Origin of the sequence: Cytobacillus oceanisediminis, assembly GCF_022811925.1 — a bacterium.
Lineage (GTDB): Bacteria > Bacillota > Bacilli > Bacillales > Cytobacillaceae > Cytobacillus > Cytobacillus oceanisediminis_D.
On the sequence record NZ_CP065511.1, the window covers coordinates 4,056,840 to 4,075,186 of the forward strand.

The window sequence follows — 18,347 nt, forward strand, 5'->3', positions numbered from 1 at the left end:
AAATACCTATATAGTTATGAAATTTTTAAAACAATCGTGTTCCGCTAAGAAAAACAAAAGAAGAACCCCCTCACAGGATTCTCCTCCACTACTTATCTTTTTAGAATAAAGCTTGTTTGTGCGGGTACTTCAATTGTTTTTGACTGATATATCTTTAGGGTTCTTATCCCTGCCTGTTTTCCGTCTGCAAGCAAATGCCAAGGGCCCTTGCCTGGAAGTGATATTTTGGCTGGTTCTGTATTTGCATTATAGATTACAACAATCTCTTTCGCTCTATCTTTTAGGCCATTTGCATCCAGTCTGTAAGCCACCGTATTATCTGGGGCATCTATAAAATCAAGCTTTGATTGAATATCCTCAGCTGTTGTCATTCTAAACGATTTATAATGCTTTCTGAGCTTAATCAGACCTTTAAAATAGTCTACTTCCCCGCTGAATTCAGTTCGGCGGTCCCAGTCTAACTGATTTACACTGTCAGGGGATTTATAGCTGTTGTGATCCCCGTATTTTGTCCGCATGAATTCCTGGCCTGCATGAACAAAGCTGACTCCTTGGGATGTCAGTATAATGGAAGAAGCCAATTTATGCATTTTCTTTCTTGATTCTTCATCTGCATCTGGATTGGTCAGTTCAAGCTTATCCCAAAGAGTGTGGTTATCATGTGCCTCAGCATACGTAACCGCCTGTTCAGGATCTTTGTATGTGGCCATTGTGCCCGGATAATCCAATCCTGCTGCAATTCCTTGCTGAACAAAGTTTTCCATGCCCTGTTTGCCATTTACAAAACCTTTATCCAGTTCATCAAACACACTGCCTTTTAAACCATCCCGGATGCCATCGTTGAAATGGCCAATGCCAGGCATATCTTCGGCATTTTTCTGATTGGCCTTTCTTTCAGCTGCCAGTGGTGTGTTTAAATCCCATCCCTCCCCAATGATAATGATAGTAGGATCAATTTTATCCAATGTCTTTCTTACTTTATTCATTGTTTCAGTGTCATGAATGCCCATCAGATCAAAGCGGAATCCATCAAGATTATATTCCTCAGCCCAATAGGCAACAGAGTCGACAATAAATTTCTGCACCATTTTTCTTTCCGAAGCTGTATCATTGCCGACTCCTGTGCCATTGGCAAGTGTTCCATCTTCGTTATAGCGGAAATAGTAGCCTGGAACAAGCTTATGGAAACTGGATTCATTCACTGCAAACACATGATTATACACAACATCCATTACAACCCGCAGCTGCTCATTATGGTACTCCTGAATCATTGTCTTCAATTCTATAATTCTTGCAGCTGGATCATAAGGATCAGTAGAATACGAGCCTTCCGGCACATTATAATTTTTTGGATCATAGCCCCAGTTATATTGTGGTTCGTCCAGTTTTGTTTCATCAACCGTCCGGTAGTCATAAATCGGAAGGAACTGAACATGTGTGACTCCAAGATCTTTTATATGATTTAAACCTGTTTTTTCTCCTTTAGAATTTAAGGTGCTTTTCTCAGCAGCCCCAAGGAACTTCCCCTTATGCTTAATGCCGCTGTCCTCATGAATCGAAAGGTCCCGTACATGAACTTCATAAATGATGGAGTCCTCTGGATTCTTTAACTTCGGCTTCTGTTTATTCCACTTTTTAGGGTCGGTTGTATCCAGATCCATCACAACGCCCCTGTCGCCATTCACTGTTACAGCCCGGACATAGGGATCAGTCGCTTCTGTCCATTCCCCTCCGATTTTGACTTTATAATTGTAAATCAGCCCATTTTGATCCCCTTTTAGAACAGTTGTCCAGGTTCCTTTTTCACCTCTTTTAAGAGGAAGTTCATCAGCGGTCTGATCATCCCAGCTGTCATAAAGGACTATGGATGCTTCACTTGCTGTAGGGGCCCAAAGCCTGAAAGAGGTTTGATTTTTCGTATACTGGTTTCCCAGCTTCCCATCATAATAGAAAGCATCATCAAATTCCTTTGATCTGACAATATCCCCAATCTTCACCTCTGCCTCTCCAAATGAAACTGCAGTGATTTTATATGATTGCCTGAAATCTAGTTTATCTTCTGTTATCACTCTTACTTTATTTGTAAAATCATTTTCCTCGTCCCCGTCATAAGGGACAACTTCTTTAATATCGGCATTGTCAATTTCAATTATGGATTCCCAATCCCTCCACTGGAAAGGGAAATTGGTTTCAAGCGTAATCTGATTAAAAGTATCCATAGAAGCATTCACTATTTTTGGAACTTTTTCAATATAGGCTGGATTGTAATAAATTCTTTCTGTTCCCTGAACAATCCATACTTCTGCATTCCCATTTTCATCGAACTTTGTAATAAAGCGATCACCAAATTCCTTGCCGACCCAATCATTTCCTTCCATGCTCTTCCTGACTATAAATCCGGCCTTTTTCATACCTTCCGGATTTTCAAGCTCAAATTCAGCAACTTTCCCAAAATCATCTTCTGCTGTAAAATCAACTCTTTTGCCATCCTTGCCTTCTGGCCATGTCCATAAATTCCAGCCTTCATAATTTCCGTCATATCGAAAGTAGTGGAGTTTTACCTTCACCCGTTCAAATGCTGGAAAGTCCCTATACTCACCATCAGGCGGTGATGTATATGTATGTTCATCGCCTGCTTTCACCCATACTTCATCATATCCGCCTTGTACATTAATGAATCGGTCCCCTCCATCTTTCTCCCAGCTGTCAGTGCGGACAATAAATCCAACTTCATTATGGATACCTTGCAGCACAACCTCTGCAGTAAGTCCAAACTCATCTTCACCAGTGAATTCAAAAACCTGTCCCTCGCCATCTTTAGGCCATACCCACAAATTCCAATCCTTCATTTCGCCCTCTTCAGGCTGATAATGGATGGTGACTGCTGTAGTCTGACCGGCCCCTTGTGTCGTTTTTTCGGCCGATGCAATCGTTTGCATAAATGGGGATAAAAAATTAGATGCCGCCATTATTATAGCTGCGGCCAGAAAAATAAACTGTTTATACCCTTTCAACCTAAGTCCTCCTTTATAAATTGTTTAAAGATTCCTGCAATTATATATTAATCCATAAAGGAAAGCGTTTGCATAAGGCGGAAGACTCTGTGATTTTTTAACTATTAAACCTGTTCAAAAAAAATCGGCTTTTGCCGATCATTCTTTTAGATAGCGCTTTATTGTCAGATTTTTTTGGATGTACCATTTATTTTCTGTGACAATGTTGGAAACCGTCAAAATCATGGATGGTATTTTCTCAACATTAAAAACTATGATGCCTAATTGGTCATTCATAATAATAAAAGACTCTCCATGCGAGTATAGAGGGAGGTCCTTGCCAAGCTGCAGGATTGAGCTGATGATGGCCTGCTTCTCTTCCGCTTCTATTTGGATGTTGGGTGAAAACCTCAAGATCCAATCTTGATTCTCAATGGAAAACCGATACATTTTCCTCACCCTTTGGCAACAAGATAATTATTAATTAATATGAGAAAATCTATAATTTATGTTATCAAATCACTGGGTAAACATAGCAATACACTCTCAATTAAACAAAAGTTAAAATATTTAAAATATTTTAATGTTTTTTGTAAAAAAGCGTTTCAATTCCTTGACGGAAAGTGCCCATTCGTGTATATTATAATCATCATTTAACAGAATATATTTCCGTTATTAGATAAAAATATCTGCTCTATGTTTTGTTAGGTGGTAATATTCATCTAAGGCACAAGATGTGTCTTGACAGGCTTAGGAGGAAAAGTAAACATGCAAAACGGTAAAGTAAAATGGTTCAACAATGAAAAAGGTTTCGGTTTCATCGAAGTTGAAGGCGGAGACGATGTATTCGTACACTTCACTGCTATCCAAGGTGATGGTTTTAAATCTTTAGAAGAAGGCCAGGAAGTTTCTTTTGAAATCGTTGAAGGAAACCGCGGACCTCAAGCTGCAAACGTTGTAAAACTATAATTCAAATATAACGATTATAAGGCTGGCATCTGCCAGCCTTTTATTTTCGTCCCGTATTTATGAAAGCTTGCTGCCAATTGATTTAATTTTCTCACCTACCGTGCACTCTTTAATGCAAAATCGATGGGCATATCTGCGCCCTCTATCCTCTTTATGATGTTTATGAAGAAAGCAGTCTTTGCAGTAACTGATCATCAGCTCCTCCACTTCATTAATAATTTCCTTTCTGCTCAAACGATTCACGCCTTCCTTATACCCGATTATATTATCTGCATTTTGCTGTTAATAAACTTCCCCTGCAGTGCCTGACCGGCCAATTTATCTGCTTCTTTATTTTCATTGCGCGGAATGGGTCTATATCTTGGCAGAATACCAAGCTTTTTAATTTTTTCTTCAATTCGGTCAAGCCAGCGGTTTAAATTTTCTTCATAACATGGCCATTCCCCTTCAAGCTGTTTCAATACTACCTGGGAATCCCCTTTGAATTCACAAGTCATATGATGAACGCCCATTTCTTCGAGCAGGTTGAGAGTGTAATAAATGGCCGCATATTCTGCCTCATTATTATTATCCATCTCATCAAAGAGCTCATTTGCCCGCACACGGTACTTTTTTTTGCCTTGTTTAAAATATATTACCGCACCGAGGCCAGCCTGACTGGTTTCTTTATTAAATCCGCCATCAAAAAATACGGTAATATCGTGGGGATCCTCTTCCACTTCCATTAGAAGCTTTCTCAATTCCTTTGTGCTCCATGAGGTGCCAGCTTCATCATAATAAATTACTTCTTTGCCCTTCCCTGATTTTTCAATATCTTCTCCAGCCTGCAATGCCGATTCACCGTCAATCCAATCTGAAGTAAATAATATATCCTCAGTTCCTTTAAGTTTATATTTCCATTCCAATTTATATTTCATTAAGGTCAGCCTTTCTGTACTTTATTAGCTGGTCATCATTATTAGAACTGTTTGCAATAGTTGAACTTATTATACTTTACTCAGTTTATTACTAACTGAGTATATTTCAAGGTATAATGGTCAATGACAATTTTATATCTCCTGCGGTTCGCAAACTCCCGCATTAACAAAACTAGGAGGAATATGATGTTTAATGAATGGTTTGGATTGCTCTTTGCAATTATTAATTTCACATTAGTTTTGGCTATGTACCGCCTGTTCGGAAAGACTGGTTTATTCGTGTGGATTGGCTTCTCAACTGTCATGGCCAATCTTCAAGTGGTAAAAACCATTGAAATGTTCGGCCTGACGGCTACTTTAGGAAACGCTATGTACGGTACCGCTTTTCTCGTTACGGATATCCTAAATGAAAAGTACGGAAAAGAAGAAGCAAAAAAAGCTGTATGGCTTGGTTTCTTTACTCTTCTGTCCATGACTCTCATCATGCAGATGGTATTATTATTTAAACCGCATGAAACAGATTTTGCACAGGAACCCCTCAGCACTCTTTTTTCGATTCTGCCGCGGATTGCTGCCGGAAGCCTCGCTGCCTATTTAGTTAGCCAATTTACGGATGTTTATATCTTTACCTATTTAAAAAAGAAATTTCCAAACGATGGCCAATTTTGGATCAGAAATAATGGCAGCACCATGATCAGCCAGCTATTGGATACCCTTGTTTTTACAAGCATTGCCTTCCTCGGTGTATTTCCAATGGAGGAATGGATTCAAATATTCATCACGACTTATTTGCTGAAATTTATAGTAGCTATACTTGATACCCCGTTTGGCTATATTGCTAAACGTTTTCCAGTAAAAGATTAGGATGCCGTTTTGGTATCCTTTTTTTATCGCAGTCTAACGGGCAGTAGGCTCCCCCCAATTAAGACTCAGAGGTATCAATGGAGGATAAGTGGGGGATCCAACTGCCCGTAAAGGCCCGATTGGTTCAACTAACAATCAGTGGGGGATAAAGCCCCCCCACTGATTGAAGTTTCACTTTATCGATTATTTTTATGATAAACTACATTTAGTTTACCCTATTATGCTGTTAAAATCAGGAGGCTGTTTAATTGATTGAAGTATATATCGATGGAGCAAGTGCCGGAAACCCAGGTCCCAGCGGTGCAGGCATATTCATTAAAAATAATGGCCAAGTCGAACGCTATTCCATTGCTTTGGGGAATATGGAAAATCACGAAGCCGAATACCGTGCATTTATTCATGCGCTGAAAATATGTATAGAAAAGGGATACAAAACAGTTTCTTTTCGAACGGATTCACAGCTCGTTAACCGGGCCGTTGAAAAGGAATTCGTTAAAAATAAAAAGTTTGCTCCCTTGCTTGAAAATGCTTTGGAGCTTACAAGACAATTTGATTTGTTTTTTATGAAGTGGGTGCCCAGTTCCGAAAACAAAGGAGCAGATGAATTGGCCAGAGCTGCCATTCGCAAAAATAGAACGAAAGGTCAAAAAGATAATGAATAGATCGGTTATATTTGCAGATGTAAGCCTTTTGCTGGTAGCCTTTGTGTGGGGAACCACCTTTGTGCTTGTACAAAACGCCATTGCTTTTCTTGAACCATTTTCTTTTAATGGCGTACGCTTTTTCATGGCCGCTTTCTTGCTGGGAGGGTGGCTTGTGATTTTTGAGAGAGAACAATTAAAGGAAATAGACAAAAAGCTTTTGATTTCCGGAGTTATTATGGGCTTGTTTTTATTTATAGGCTATGCTTTCCAGACAATCGGCCTGCTTTACACAACATCTTCAAAAGCTGGCTTTATTACGGGGTTAAGTGTAGTAATGGTCCCAGTCTTTTCTTTTATGCTTTTAAAAAACAAGCCAGGATTCAATGCCATTATAGGTGTATCAATTGCAACGGCGGGATTGTATTTGCTTACAATGACCGATAAAGTCTCGCTAAATATCGGTGATGCATATGTATTAATTTGTGCTGTCGGTTTTGCACTTCATATTATATTCACAGGGAAATACAGCAGTAAATATCCGGCCCTGCTATTAACGGTTATTCAAGTAGGTACAGTGGCATTACTATCAGTCATTTTTGCGTTTTTCACAGAAAATTGGCAGCAGGCATTTGAAACAGGAGTCTTATTTAAGACCAATGTGGTGACTGCTCTGATTGTAACTTCACTATTTGCTACCGCGATCGCATTTTTTGCACAGACGGCATTTCAAAAATATACAACACCAACAAGAGTAGCCCTGATCTTTGCCATGGAACCTGTGTTTGCAGCCGCTGCTGGATTTATGTGGGCGAATGAGAGACTTTCCTTTAGTGCCCTGACTGGCTGTCTGCTTATTTTCGCAGGAATGGTTTTTGCAGAAATTCCTGCTAAGAAAACCTTATCGATCTTTAGGAAAAAAGCAGCTTAATAAATTGAAAAGGCGTGTTCTCAATAAAGACACGCCTTTTAAATGATTGCTTTTTCTTTTACAAATTTTATTGCTTCCCGCCTGCTGGTAATATTCTTTGAAACCAATGTTTCAAGCAAAGATACGTAAAAACTGCCGTCAAAAGATTTCTGCGCTTTTAATGTAAGTTCTATTGCTGCATTGGCAAGCTCGTCAGAAGCATTGGTATAATTTTTGCCAAAGTAAATGAAGCCAACCGCGTCTTCCCGAAATTGAAAACCTTTACTTTGCAAAAAGTGCAAATACTCTTCAACTGTCTTCATTTTTACTTACCCTCTTCCCCTGCTCCCTCCTGCGTTCTCCTAAATCTTACTTGATTTTTCGACAATTATCTAGCTTTTTTCTGCATGAAGCAAGGGAGTTGTAAGCTCAATTAGCAAAAATTATTTCTTCTTAGTTAGAAGGTAGCCAAGTGTTCCGGTTAATACACCGAGGAGAGCTCCGCCCAATACTTCAGCAGGCTGGTGGCCGAGCATTTCCTTCAGTTTCTTTGGACCTTCCTCCTCAAACTTTACAGTTTCATCTTTGTGAATTTTATCAACCAGCTCACCCAGACTGTTTACCTTTAAGGTTAGCTCACCGGTCTGGCGCCTGATTCCCTGGGCATCATACATAACGATCAGGCCATAAACCAGCGACAAAGCAAAGTCGACCGTAGGCACTCCGCGCTTTAAAGCAATAAAAGTAGTTAAAGACGAAACACCTGCTGAATGGGAACTCGGCATGCCCCCTGTCTGGAAAAATAAATCCGGACGAAGTTCTCCCTTTTTCACATAATGGATGGGGATTTTCAGGCCCTGTGCCAGCCCTATACTTAAAAGAGCGATATAAACTCCCTTATTCATAACAACTCACCTCTTCTTTATTTTGAAGTATGCAGACTTTTATTATTCCTCCTTCAAATGCTAAATAGGCTTGTATTCATGGAGTAATTAAACCCAAAAAAGAAGAAAAATTCACCGCATCAGTTGCTAAATTGTACCCTCGATGGACATGATTAAAACCCGAAGACTTTAACAATAATAAGGTTATCAATGGAGGAATTGCTTACTGGGGAGGTGAATCACATGAGCAAAAATGGACATACAAACAGAGGAAAAAAAGCACCTGGCGTAAACCCTCAAGGATACGGGCAGGATGCTGAATTTTCAGAAGAGCCTAAAAGCAAACTGGAGAATGCAGCGAAGAAGAAGAATACTAAATAATGCTTGAATGGCCGCCTTGGGCGGCTTTTATGATTTATGGGGAATATTTGGTCTGAGAGGAACGCCATTTAAAAAACCCCAGGCAGCCGCCTGGAGCTTCTATTATGCATATTCCTTTTTAAAATCAAGAAATCTGTGAAGGCCGCGGAATTCAATTTCAGTGAATTTCTCAATGACCTTTTCCCGGTTCATTGTGAATTGCGCCAGGTCGAGAGGGCATTCAACTGGTACATCGCATTTTATTTCGGCGAGCTGTCTGCTCAAGTGCAGCATTTCAAGATCCTGTTCGATCTTGGTACGCTGTCCTTTTGTAAGCTGTTCCAGGTTTTCCAGCACCCCTTCAATATGCTCAAATTGCTGCAGCAGCTTCAGCGCTGTTTTTTCGCCAATCCCTTTTACTCCCGGATAATTATCACTTGTATCCCCCATGAAGGCTTTCAAGTCAATCATCTGCTTAGGTGTTATTCCCTTTTCTTCATAAAAGGTTTCCGTTGTATGCACAAGATAATTCCCGTAGCCTTTTTGCAGCAGAATGACAGAAATATTGTCATCCAGAAGCTGCAGGATATCCTGGTCGCCAGTAAGGATCAGGACTTCCGCTTCCTCGCTAGCTTTTCTTGCAATGGTACCAATGCAGTCATCAGCTTCATATCCTTCAAGGCCAATATTAGGCACGTCAAAAGCTTCCACGACTTCTTTTACTAGATCGAATTGAGGTACAAGTTCAATCGGAGCTTCAGGACGGTTTGCTTTATAGGCATCAAACATTTCCGTGCGGAAGGTTTTACTTCCCATATCCCAGCATACGGCCACATGAGTCGGATTAAAGGAAGAAACAGCCGTTAAAAAGTGTTTAACAAAGCCGTAAACTCCATTTGTAGGCATTCCTTTTGAATTTATCATAAATTGACCGGACATTGCTGTTGCAAAATATGCCCTGAACAGCAGAGCCATTCCATCAACAAGCAGCAGTGAAGGTTTCTTCTCGTTCATTTTTCCGCCTCCCGATTATAATCATAACAACTATTATAACATGCGTAACTCCCCATTTCTCTTGAAAAGTTTTACAGTATTAGTCCGTTTCCCTGATCAATTCAACTCCATGTTCTTCCAGCTCATAGTAAGCCGCAATTCTTGCCTTGCGGATATTATCATTTAAAGGATAGGCATATGTGGTTCCATCCTTAAAAGTAAAAATTAATTCATCATCAGACATAACACCCATTTTATTTATAACCGTTTGCCTTGCTTGCTGAATTTCCGACCACTCATAATGCTTCTCCTGCAAACTGAATAATGTGTTAAAATGTACACCTTTTTTATCGATATAGTGGTAATAATCAAAACTGAGAATCACTGTAGCCAGTGAAAATAAAAGTCCGGCTCCTACTATAACTTTTCCAATCCTGCCGATTTTTTCAGCGCTCTGCAGCCAAACTCCTGCAATGATAAAAACACCCATTGCTGCCAGTGCAATGCTAAATGTCAGATAAGCTGATTTCGGAGCTTCGAAAACCCAGGTCCCTTCAGGTTTATAGAATTGCGCCTGAAAAGGTGAAAGTAAAAATATAGGAATAAAGATTGCAGATAATATTAAAATGATGGCCGTTGTCACCAATATTTGGTTAATATCGGTTTTTTGTTTTTTGGTGATGGTGTAACCCGAAGTATTCATTTTTACCCTCCATTTTTTCAAAATATATTAAACCTTTTAAATTATATAATAATTCAAAAAGTAAAAAAATCCCTTTTTCAAAAAGGGATTTCACTATTTTTCGACAGTTTCTATTTTATTGCCGTCATAAGAGATCCAGTCACTGAAGCTTCCAGCATATAATTTAACATGTTTATAGCCAGCTTCCTTTAAAGCAAGAAAGTTAGGTGCCGCCGTCACGCCAGAGCCGCAATAAACAATTATAGGTTTATTTTTATCAATGTCTGCAAATCTATTTCCCTGTTCCTCAGCTTCTTTAAATCTCCCATTCTTATAGGTTTCAAGCCAAACTCTATTTATTGCTCCTGGAATATGGCCCGCTTTTTTATCTATTGGCTCCTCCAGCCCCAGGTATCTCTTTTCCTCTCTAGAATCGATTATTACAGCAATATCCTGATTAACGGTAAAGCTTTTAACTTCTTCGTATGAGGCAAGTATATCAGGCTGCAGATCGATTATAAAGTCAGCTGTCCCAAAGCTTTGAACCTTATTATTCAAAGGATAGTCGCTTTCAGCCCATTCTTTATATCCGCCGTTCAATACATAAACTTTTTCATGTCCCAAATACATGAGCAGCCACCAGAATCTTGCAGCAAAAGCCCCTTCTCCTCCATCATAGGCAATTACTGTGGTATCCCTGCTGATTCCAGCTTTCTCAAGTTCTTCTCTAAATTGAGAGGGATCTGGAAGCGGGTGCCTGCCCCCATGTTCTCTCACAGGGCCTGACAGATCCTTCTCTAAATCAAAATACACTGCATTGGGAATATGGCTGAGATTATATAAGCTGCGCCCTTCTTCAGGCGACCCAAGTTTAAAGCGGCAGTCGGCAATTCGGATATTGGGATCATCCAGTTTGGTTAAAACCCATTCCTTTTCTACTAGATACTTCATTTAAGGTTCTCCCCTTTTCTCTTTTCCATCAGGCGTATTATATGTTCCTTTGGTGTCCAGCAGTTAAATTGATAGTCAGGTTTCGTTTCATAGCCCAGTCTGCTGCAAAAATAAACCATTCCTTCTTTACGTCTTTCAGGCTGGAAGTTTACGCAGGTTGCACATGCATGAAAAGAATTCTTCCCCATAGCTCTCCCTTTTCTTTTCAGAAATAATTTTAAACTTTCAGCAGTTCCCAAAGCCATTCATTCAGTCCGGATATTTTGCCTTTTTCTTTAGGCATTGATTCACCGGCTATATAGAGTACTTCCCTTTCTGACTCGAGTGTCTCAGCTATTTGATTTGCTAAATGCTCCTGAATAAGACCCCCACGTTGTTTTGCATGGGCCAGGGCCTGATAAAAGCGGGTAATCTCATCCTCTTCCTTTAAACAAAAGAGACCTGTATACAAAAAGTCTCCGTTTAAATTACTTTGCTGAAGCAGCTGCCTTGAAATGAGGCAGGCTCTTGCCGCCTGAATTAGCAGCTTCTGTTTCTTAATTGTAAATTCCTCTTTTTTAGCCGCTTCACCTAGATTGCGGGAAAAGAGCTGGGTGTAATGCTGGAATAACTTATATCGTGAAAACTCTTTTTCCGCGATACTCCTTAGCCTATTTGAAAAGCCATCCTTATCCCTGTAGATGATGGGTGAGTATGCCCATTCGAATATACTTGGATTGGATTTGTGCATAAGGTCAAATGCTTTAAAAATATCCCAGCCGTGCGCATCATAAGGGGTATCTGCATCAATAACCTCTTTTGCACGTTCAAGGGAAAGATATGCTTTCAGATCCTTATGTTTAAAGATGAAGCGGATATCATAATCCGATTCCGCATCATCTGTCCCCCAGGCCCTGCTTCCTGCTTCACATGCAAAAAGGATGTCAATATTGTATTTTTCTTCAGCATCGGAAAGCCATTTTTCCATAAGAAAAGCAGCAACCTTTCAATACCTTTTATTCGTACTGTGCAATGTTCCTCTCAATTTCTTTCAGCTCTTCAATTGGGAAATCATCTTTTAAAGCAGCCGTAATTCCTTCATAATATTCATTGTTCTGTTCAATCAGCGAATTGAGCAGCCGCTCAAATTCAGCCGTCAGCAGGCTGCTGTAATGGAATTTTAGTCTGGTGCTTTCAGCTTGCAGGTAGCGGTCTGCAGGTTCCTGCAGGTTCTTCTCCAGTTCATCCGCTAACTGCTTGCGTTCATTCTTTTCAAAAAACGATTTTGGATTTTTAAAGTAGGATAGAGCTTTTTTAAATTGATTAGGGTCTTCATTGGAAAATGCTGAATCAAATTCAATACTTTCCATTTTTAATGTCTCATAAGAGCTAAAAGACAAATCACTGTTCACATTGGCGGCTTTTTTCGAAATAGTCTCCTGCTGCTGGCCGATCAGCTTGGATATATAGGATTCAAGCCTTAATGTTGTTGCGCGAAGCTCCTGGGCAAAATCAAATCCAAAGCTTGCAAGGAATTCGTCAAGTGCGATTTTAAGCATTTTCTTTAAGTTCCGGCCATCATCCTTCAGGACTGAAGGGTTGAAAGCCTCCTTAACAAAGTCAAAGTAACGCAGAAATACTCTTTGCTTGATGTAAAATACAAGCTCATCCGTTTCCTGTTCAAGCCTTTGGGACAGCAGTTCGGATTTTTGTCCACGGATAATCTCAGCAACCGTTTGATGCTCTTCCTCAAGCTGTTTCAGCTTTTCAAACCTGACTTCTTTATTTTCCTGTGAGGAAGAAATGTAAGACCTCAGCTGGGCTAATAGGCGCCTCCACTCTGTTTCTGCTGATGATATGGAAATATTCAGCAGGTCTTGATTAATAAAGGAGTAAAAGCTCTTTTCAAATGAGCTGATATTGGAAACTTCCTCTTTGCTGCTATCCAGCTTCTCTGCCAGAGCTTGAAGGCTTGAAATGCCAGACAGATGGGGCCGGCGGATTCCGTATTGCACCAGCTGCTCTTCAACGTATTCTAGTACCGAATCCTTTTCTTCTTCATTATTGGCAAGGTCGATTGCATTGACGATAAAGAACATTTTATCAAGGGAGAAGGTGTCCTTGACCCTTCCAAGCTGAATAAGAAACTCTCTATCGGCTTTCGAAAAGGCATGATTATAATAAGTTACAAAAAGGATTGCATCCGAGTTTTTTATATATTCAAATGCGACCCCGGTATGCCTCGCATTAATCGAATCTGCCCCAGGTGTGTCAACCAGGGTAATTCCCTGCCTTGTCAGTTCACAATCAAAGTAAACCTCTATAGTCTCAACGAAGCATGATTTTTCCTCATTGGCAACATAGTCCCGAAACTCTTCCAAATCAGCTTTTATGACTTTCCCAAGCTGATCTGTGAAGAAATTAAAACCTCTCATAAACGCATTAAGAAATGCAAAGTGTGTCTTTTCATTCGCATCGAAATCCTGGTTTTCCCCAGTGATCTTCTTAATCGCTGCAGCAGCATCGCCGAAGTTTCCTGCAGAATAATCAAAGACCTTCAATGAATGATTGATATCATTTAAGAGAGTCTGTGAATCCTTTACTTTTACAAGAACGGTTCCATGCTCATTTTCTGCCGTAACAGGCTTAATTTTGTTGATTGCGGCTGTCGTGGGATTTGGTGAAACAGGAAGCAGTTTATTCCCGATTAAAGCGTTGGCAAAGGAGGACTTCCCTGCACTAAATGCACCAAAAAGGGCAACTGTGAATTCTTTGCTCTCAAGCCTTGATGCTTTATCTGCCAAATCAGCTGCAAGCTTTCTGAAACCTGGGATATCTTTTACTGCATTAGCGGTGAATTGAAGCTTTTCAAGAACAGGCTGAACGGAAACCGCAGGAACAGTTTCCCCTGTCTGCTCTTCTTCAGCAGATTTTTCAGGTCTATTGTGCACCTTTTCCTCAATTTTATCTTCATGCAGGAAAACAACTTCAGCTTCATCGACATCTTCTGCTGCAAGCATTTTGGCTTGCTCTTGAAACTCATCATGAGCTAAGTCACCTGTCAGATAGACTTTCATCTCGGCAGATGCCTTAATTACTTTTTCATTGAGAGCTTTAATTGCACTAAGGGCTTCAGCATAGGCAGTAAGCTTGCGAATTTCATTGACCAGTACAGTTTGATCCTGACTGTTATTTTTTTCAAGCGCTTCCAGAAGTGCATTTTTCAAGAAAGCTGCGTTCTTTTTGGCAATTCTCTTTACAGCCTCTGCGGTGTCGTTTGTATACTGAAGAACATAATCTCCTGAAACCATGGCGCCGGATTTTACTGTTTCGGCTAAAACTGCTGATTCAAAGGAAAGCTTAAAGCTCTGAACTTGTGCCAGAATGTCTGAGTCATGGATATTATGCTGCTTGAACTGCTGTAAAAACAGCTCTTTTATATGCCACTCCAGCTGAGACTTAACCTTTTCGGAAAAATCCTGATAGAAGCGGTCAAGCCGCACTGACCTTTCCTGCTCCGTTTTCTGTTTGCTGAAAAATAGGCCAATTTTAAACGAAGGCTGGCACGACTCAAGGTAAGATTCTGCCAGTTCCCTCGTCTGGAAAGGCATTAAATAAGCGTTTTTTAAAATCTCATCTATCTTTCCGGTTAACTCAATATCTGCTTCATGTATGGAAGACTTTAGCTTATTCAACTGATACTCTAAATCTTGCAGCCTGTTTCCGAGCTGATCCCGTTCATCCTGATCTAATTCAGCCAATTTTTCTTCCCATTTATCTTTTTCAGCTGCATGGGCGTCTCCTAAAAATGCCAGATGATCCTCTGTTAGTTTCTTTAAAGAATTAAAAACGGATTGGGGCAAAAGCTCTTCACGGTTATCAATGCTGCTGTTAATAAAGTTCTGAAGTGCCTTAAAATCGTTTGCCTGGTGATTTTCGTCTTTTAACGTGGTGTAAAAAATCCGCGCAGGCTTTACTCCCCAGGATGCAAATGATTCCTTTACGCTTTCTTTAAATTGTTCAAAGCTGAGCTCTTCATCCCGATGTTTATCAATTTGATTGATAACAAGATAAACTTCTTTTCCTGCAGCCGTCAGTTCTTTTGTAAAAAGAAAATTTAATTCCGACTGGACATGGTTATAATCCATAACATAAAAAATGAGGTCAGCCAAATGAAGAGCAGATTCAGTAGCAATTCTATGCGCATCATCTGTAGAATCGATTCCAGGTGTATCCATAATTACTGCCTTCTTGGGCAAACTGGTGGCAGAATGGCTTATTTCAATGGAATGAATTGAATCGCCGTCCTTGCAATAGGATTTTACCTGTCCGTAATCATACGGAGCAGGATAAAGCCTTGGCTTTCCTTCCTTAAAAATAACTTTTGCATAATCTTCCTCACCTGATTTGACTTTTACCAGGTTGGCACTGGTTGGAATCGGCGAGGATGGAAGAAGGTCCTCTCCTGCAAGCTTGTTAATCATGCTCGATTTCCCAGCTGAAAAATGTCCGCAAAAAGCGATGGCAAATTCCTGGTCTCTTAGCTTAATTAAGAGATCTTTAGCTCTTTTAGCTGTCTGGCTATCCCCATTTCTCTGGGCGAATGTATATATAGCAGTTATTCTGTTCATTAATTCAGTTTGCTGCAATCCTGGTTGCAAAATCGTGTCAGCCATTTCCATTAATCCCCTTGTAACTTTAATTTACTTCCTATTTTATATGATTTTCGTTTATTTTCCTATATAGGATGGGTTATTCTTTGATTTTTCTAATATTTCTCAGCAGAAATCAATTCCTGCTTTTATTCTATGTTCATTTGCTTGTATTTTCACATGCGTAAAAAAAACAAAACCAGGCCTCTGCCTGGTTTCAAGAAATACTATTATCTTGTATGTGGTTTAGCTACGTTATTTAAAACATGTTTCATAACAAGTGAGTAGGCAGCAATTGTTCCTGCAACAAATAGAATTGTCATATGTAGCAACACCTTCCTGTTGGAATGATATTGAGAATAATTTTCAAATTCAATTAGAAGTTTATCACGAACGATAATCATTTTCAATAGGGATTTTAAAATTGTCAAACTTTTTTAATATCTCTTTTCAGGCCAGGTCTTAATCGTAAAAAAGCTTCTTCGTATTCTGTCAATTCTTTCAGTGCTTTTTCTTCGGCTGGTATCCTGAACGAAAGTACCATTATGTTTAGCAGGGTAAATACAGCCGCTGTGACATAAGCCTGAAACATTAAAGGTATCACGAGAAATTCAGCAGCTACAATTACATAATTTGGATGCTTTATAAAGCGGTATGGCCCCCTTTTGACAACCTTGGCCCCCGGCATGACAATGATTTTAGTATTCCAGTATTTCCCTAAAGAGAATAGTGCCCATATTCTTCCCGCCTGGGTAAGAAAGAAAAGAATAAGAAGAATAGGCCAAAAAGGGGACAGGTCTTTTTCAACGATGGTTACTTCAAGCAGATAGCAAATAAAAAAGGAAGCGTGAACCGCAACGATCCAGGGATAGTGCCGCTGGCCAAATTCCAGTGCGCCCCGGCCTTTCATCCACTTTTCATTATTTCGGGCTACAGCAAGCTCTGCTGCCCTCTGCAAAATGATGGCAGCAACAAATATTTTGAACAGCATGTATTCACTCCCATTCCAGCAGCAGTAATTCCGAGCTAAATCCCGGGCCGAGGGCTGTTGCAAGCCCGGTATCTCCCTGCCGGCCGATCTCCATAAACCTTTTCAGTACGTAAAGAATGGTTGCAGATGACATATTCCCGAACTCCTTTAATACATCAAGTGAAATTCTTGTCATATCAGGATCGAATTGCAGTGCTTTCTGATAAGCATCAATGACTTTTTTACCGCCAGGATGGGCAACAAAATGGTTTATCTCTTCCATTTCAATGCCTTTTCCCCTTAGAAATTCCGTTACATTCGGCTTCAGCCAGCTCTCTATTATCGATGGTATGTCCTTTGAAAAAACCACATATAAGCCCTCATTCTTTACTTCCCAGCCCATTACATCCAAAGAATTATGCATCGTTGTTGACTGGGTTCCCAAAATTCTTGGAATGGATGACACCTTTTGAAAATCCCTTTGAACGTCATCACCCGTTATCAGCGCGCATGCTGCACCGTCAGCAAAAAGTGAGGTCCCGATTAGATTGCTCTTTGACCGGTCATTGCGCTGAAAGGTCAAACTGCATAATTCTATGGTTAAAACCAGTACCTTTGCTTCAGGGAAAGCCAGGCAATATTCATAGGCTCTTGAAAGTCCTGATGCGCCGCCCGCACAACCCAGTCCCCATATCGGTATTCGCTTCGTATGTTCAGAAAATGGAAGCTTATTCATGATTCTTGCTTCAATGCTCGGTGTGGCAATTCCTGAACTTGAAATAGTAAAAATGGCATCGATTTCATCGCATTGGAGATTCTTGCTCAGGAAAATGTCATTTTCCAGACAGCTCTTTATCGCCTTTGTACCCAGTTCAATAGCCTGTTCAATGTAAGCATTGTTTCGATCTTCAAATGATTTATCTGTTTTAAACCATTCTAGTCCCTTTGCAAAGTAGCGCTTTTCAATTTGGCCGTTGCGGAAAGCTTTCAATAGGCGTTCAATATCCTTAAAAGACTCTGAAAATAAATCTCTGGCAAAATCCATTACCTGATCCTGTGTCAGAACATGTTCAGGTATTGCTTCTGCAACTGATACAATTGCTGGCATACATGACTCTCCTCCGCTTGCTTTCTTTTATTTTTTCCAAATAAAAGCAATTTATGTTCAAAATTGTACAATCAAGCAAAAAAAAGCTCCCCCCATTTGGAGGAAGCAATGTGTTTTGAAGGAGTTGTTGTGCATCTTTATTATAAAGGAATAACTAAATGAATAGCATTACTAAATCTTTTCCAATTAGCGCTGGGGCCAAGCATTTCAATAAATATGGCTGGCCCATTACATAGTTATTCTGATGCATCCAATCCATTATTGTTTTTGTGATGCTTTTGTACTTCTATATATATTTTTTTCGTAACCAGGATACCGCAAGCAGCACAAACCTCTTCTTCATTATATAAAAGCCGGCAGTTATCACAATAATATTTCTCCATCACATTACACTCTCTTTCTTGCGAGAAACAATCGCTTCGGAAATGTAAAATACCGATAGAATATTATATTGATTGCCAGAATTATTGTGAT

The 18,347-nt window shown here is 39.9% G+C and carries 20 protein-coding genes; 5 read left to right on the forward strand and 15 right to left on the reverse strand.

Translation table 11 applies throughout. The annotated features are described in order from the left end of the window. Positions 1 to 92 precede the first annotated feature (92 nt). Positions 93 to 3,014 (reverse strand): type I pullulanase, encoded by a 2,922-nt coding sequence (gene pulA, locus IRB79_RS20285; protein ID WP_347815340.1) that lies wholly within the window; start codon positions 3,012 to 3,014, stop codon positions 93 to 95. Between the two features lie 138 nt (positions 3,015 to 3,152). Beyond that, complete coding sequence (locus IRB79_RS20290; RefSeq protein ID WP_221878118.1) at positions 3,153 to 3,443, reverse strand: hypothetical protein; 291 nt, start codon at positions 3,441 to 3,443, stop codon at positions 3,153 to 3,155. Between the two features lie 318 nt (positions 3,444 to 3,761). On the opposite strand from IRB79_RS20290, the gene cspD reads away from it, so the two are divergent. Continuing rightward, positions 3,762 to 3,962, forward strand: coding sequence for a cold-shock protein CspD (cspD, locus tag IRB79_RS20295; RefSeq protein WP_009791749.1), 201 nt, complete (start codon positions 3,762 to 3,764; stop codon positions 3,960 to 3,962). Positions 3,963 to 4,019: 57 nt separating this feature from the next. On the opposite strand, the gene IRB79_RS20300 is transcribed toward cspD, so the two are convergent. Both IRB79_RS20300 and IRB79_RS20305 read right to left on the reverse strand, forming a co-directional pair. Beyond that, positions 4,020 to 4,196 carry a zinc-finger domain-containing protein gene (locus IRB79_RS20300; RefSeq protein ID WP_243504485.1) on the reverse strand — a complete coding sequence of 59 codons (177 nt, stop codon included), beginning with the start codon at positions 4,194 to 4,196 and terminating at the stop codon, positions 4,020 to 4,022. Between the two features lie 26 nt (positions 4,197 to 4,222). Further along, entirely contained in the window at positions 4,223 to 4,879 is a 657-nt protein-coding gene (locus tag IRB79_RS20305) for a ribonuclease H family protein (RefSeq protein WP_243504487.1), read from the reverse strand. A 186-nt stretch (positions 4,880 to 5,065) separates the two neighbouring features. On the opposite strand from IRB79_RS20305, the gene IRB79_RS20310 reads away from it, so the two are divergent. The 3 genes from IRB79_RS20310 to IRB79_RS20320 all read left to right on the forward strand — a co-directional run bounded on the left by IRB79_RS20310 (position 5,066) and on the right by IRB79_RS20320 (position 7,315). Further along, positions 5,066 to 5,743 (forward strand): queuosine precursor transporter, encoded by a 678-nt coding sequence (locus tag IRB79_RS20310; RefSeq protein ID WP_243509575.1) that lies wholly within the window; start codon positions 5,066 to 5,068, stop codon positions 5,741 to 5,743. A 248-nt stretch (positions 5,744 to 5,991) separates the two neighbouring features. Next, positions 5,992 to 6,405: a reverse transcriptase-like protein gene (locus IRB79_RS20315; protein ID WP_243504490.1), complete on the forward strand. Its 414-nt coding sequence runs from the start codon at positions 5,992 to 5,994 to the stop codon at positions 6,403 to 6,405. Continuing rightward, positions 6,398 to 7,315, forward strand: a complete 918-nt coding sequence (locus IRB79_RS20320) for a DMT family transporter (protein WP_243509577.1) — start codon at positions 6,398 to 6,400, stop codon at positions 7,313 to 7,315. The genes IRB79_RS20315 and IRB79_RS20320 overlap by 8 nt, the downstream gene beginning before the upstream one ends. Before the next feature lie 38 nt (positions 7,316 to 7,353). Here the strand turns inward: IRB79_RS20320 and IRB79_RS20325 are convergent, their stop codons facing one another. Continuing rightward, positions 7,354 to 7,617: a DUF6123 family protein gene (locus IRB79_RS20325; RefSeq protein ID WP_206838057.1), complete on the reverse strand. Its 264-nt coding sequence runs from the start codon at positions 7,615 to 7,617 to the stop codon at positions 7,354 to 7,356. A 120-nt stretch (positions 7,618 to 7,737) separates the two neighbouring features. Then, positions 7,738 to 8,199: a divergent PAP2 family protein gene (locus IRB79_RS20330; RefSeq protein ID WP_009332661.1), complete on the reverse strand. Its 462-nt coding sequence runs from the start codon at positions 8,197 to 8,199 to the stop codon at positions 7,738 to 7,740. Positions 8,200 to 8,421: 222 nt separating this feature from the next. Here IRB79_RS20330 and sspL point away from each other — a divergent pair, with 222 nt between their 5' ends. After that, the gene (gene sspL / locus IRB79_RS20335; protein ID WP_221878125.1) at positions 8,422 to 8,559 is read left to right on the forward strand and encodes a small, acid-soluble spore protein L; all 138 of its coding nucleotides are present in this window, start codon (positions 8,422 to 8,424) and stop codon (positions 8,557 to 8,559) included. A 102-nt stretch (positions 8,560 to 8,661) separates the two neighbouring features. Here the strand turns inward: sspL and IRB79_RS20340 are convergent, their stop codons facing one another. The 9 genes from IRB79_RS20340 to IRB79_RS20380 form a co-directional block, all read right to left on the reverse strand. Next, positions 8,662 to 9,552 carry a 5'-3' exonuclease gene (locus IRB79_RS20340; RefSeq protein WP_243504492.1) on the reverse strand — a complete coding sequence of 297 codons (891 nt, stop codon included), beginning with the start codon at positions 9,550 to 9,552 and terminating at the stop codon, positions 8,662 to 8,664. Positions 9,553 to 9,631: 79 nt separating this feature from the next. Continuing rightward, a complete protein-coding gene (locus IRB79_RS20345) occupies positions 9,632 to 10,234 on the reverse strand; it encodes a hypothetical protein (RefSeq protein WP_243504494.1) in 603 nt (200 codons plus the stop codon). Between the two features lie 93 nt (positions 10,235 to 10,327). Further along, positions 10,328 to 11,164 (reverse strand): sulfurtransferase, encoded by an 837-nt coding sequence (locus IRB79_RS20350; protein WP_243504495.1) that lies wholly within the window; start codon positions 11,162 to 11,164, stop codon positions 10,328 to 10,330. Beyond that, complete coding sequence (locus tag IRB79_RS20355) at positions 11,161 to 11,352, reverse strand: hypothetical protein (protein ID WP_243504497.1); 192 nt, start codon at positions 11,350 to 11,352, stop codon at positions 11,161 to 11,163. Before IRB79_RS20355 ends, IRB79_RS20350 begins: the two co-directional genes overlap by 4 nt. Positions 11,353 to 11,381: 29 nt before the next feature. After that, on the reverse strand, positions 11,382 to 12,131 hold the full coding sequence (locus IRB79_RS20360; RefSeq protein WP_243504499.1) for a nucleotidyltransferase domain-containing protein: 750 nt from the start codon (positions 12,129 to 12,131) through the stop codon (positions 11,382 to 11,384). Between the two features lie 28 nt (positions 12,132 to 12,159). Further along, on the reverse strand, positions 12,160 to 15,819 hold the full coding sequence (locus tag IRB79_RS20365; RefSeq protein ID WP_243504500.1) for a dynamin family protein: 3,660 nt from the start codon (positions 15,817 to 15,819) through the stop codon (positions 12,160 to 12,162). Between the two features lie 403 nt (positions 15,820 to 16,222). Further along, positions 16,223 to 16,786, reverse strand: a complete 564-nt coding sequence (locus IRB79_RS20370; RefSeq protein ID WP_279401033.1) for an isoprenylcysteine carboxyl methyltransferase family protein — start codon at positions 16,784 to 16,786, stop codon at positions 16,223 to 16,225. Between the two features lie 4 nt (positions 16,787 to 16,790). After that, the gene (locus tag IRB79_RS20375; RefSeq protein ID WP_243504502.1) at positions 16,791 to 17,873 is read right to left on the reverse strand and encodes a type III polyketide synthase; all 1,083 of its coding nucleotides are present in this window, start codon (positions 17,871 to 17,873) and stop codon (positions 16,791 to 16,793) included. A gap of 236 nt (positions 17,874 to 18,109) precedes the next feature. Further along, the gene (locus IRB79_RS20380; RefSeq protein WP_221878754.1) at positions 18,110 to 18,259 is read right to left on the reverse strand and encodes a hypothetical protein; all 150 of its coding nucleotides are present in this window, start codon (positions 18,257 to 18,259) and stop codon (positions 18,110 to 18,112) included. Between the last annotated feature and the right edge of the window lie 88 nt (positions 18,260 to 18,347).